Here is a 1,254-nt window from a genome sequence, read left to right as displayed (position 1 = left end):
GCAGCATGCCCAGCTCGTGCGCCGCATGAGCGCCATCCAGGACGCGAACGACATGCGCCGCGAGTTCACGAGCAACGTGACCCACGAGCTCAAGACCCCCATCGCGAGCATCTCCGGCGCAGCCGAGCTGATCCGCGACGGTATCTGCAAGCCCGAGGACGTCAGCGACTTCGCCGGGCGCATCTACAAGGACGCGCAGCGCCTGAGCTCGCTCGTCTCGGACATCCTCATGCTCTCGAAGCTAGACGAGACCGAGCGCGGGGGCCAGAAGGACACGATGTTCGGACCGATGGAGCAGGTCGACCTCTTCAGCGTGGCGCAGGATGTGTGCTCGCGGCTCTCGCGTAAGGCAAAGAAGGCCGAGGTCAACCTTGACGTCAAGGGGATCTCGTCCTGCGTCAACGGCAATGCGCGCCTGCTCGACGAGCTTGTGAGCAACCTCGTGGAGAACGCGATCCGCTACAACAAGAAGGGCGGACGCGTCTTTGTGTGGGTCCTGCCCATCGAGGGCCGGCCCGCCGTGCGCGTGAGCGACACGGGCATCGGCATCCCCGAGGAGGCGCAGTCGAAGGTGTTCGAGCGCTTCTACCGAGTGGACAAGGGCCGCAGCCGCGACATGGGCGGCACCGGACTGGGCCTCGCCATCGTCAAGCACGCCGCCGCCTTCCACGAAGCCGACATCCGCCTGGAGTCCAAGCTTGGCGAGGGGACGACCGTTACCGTGCTGTTCTAGGCGGGGCTGGGTGAACACGGGACGGGCGCCGGCCGCGCGATGATGCGCGGCCGGCGCCCGTTGGTTAGTGATGATTTGAGACCGCCGCGGCCCTCTTGCCCGGGTTTCTTTGGGCGCTAGATGCGCTTTTCCCAGAGGTTGGTGTAGCCGGGCAGCGGAAGGCCGGGGTAGGGAAGCCAGATCGGCTTGTGGCGCGTGAAGCCCTCGCGGGCATAGAGGTTGTTCGCCTCGACGTTCGCGACGTTCGTGTTTATGCGCACGACCTCGGCACCGAGGTCGCGGGCCCTTTCCTGCGCCGCTTGGAGCAGCGTACTCGCCACGTGGCGCCCGCGCGCTGCGGGGTCCACGGCAAAGAGGTGGTAGCAAGCGACGGCCTGCTCCGGCAGCGGCTCCCAGTCGGGGCCGCCGGTCCCGCGGCCATGCCCCGGCTCCCAGCCGTCACCCATGTCGGCGTCGTAGTCGACCGAGACGGCGCCCAGGATCTCGCTCGTCGCGCAGTCGAGCGCGGCGAGGGTCTTTCC

Annotated in this window: 2 protein-coding genes; one reads left to right on the top strand and one right to left on the bottom strand. The window is 67.5% G+C overall.

Annotation, left to right across the window (positions count from 1 at the left end; translation table 11 throughout):
• A partial coding sequence (locus ACT84W_RS08435) for a sensor histidine kinase (RefSeq protein ID WP_444328883.1) occupies positions 1 to 733 on the top strand: 733 nt, incomplete at its 5' end.
• Between the two features lie 116 nt (positions 734 to 849).
• On the opposite strand, the gene ACT84W_RS08430 is transcribed toward ACT84W_RS08435, so the two are convergent.
• On the bottom strand, positions 850 to 1,254 hold a 405-nt coding region (locus ACT84W_RS08430; protein WP_444328882.1), incomplete at its 5' end, for a GNAT family N-acetyltransferase.

The organism is Paratractidigestivibacter sp. (assembly GCF_052362415.1).
Taxonomy (GTDB): Bacteria; Actinomycetota; Coriobacteriia; order Coriobacteriales; family Atopobiaceae; genus Paratractidigestivibacter.
This window is presented reverse-complemented; position numbering and strand designations above follow the sequence as displayed.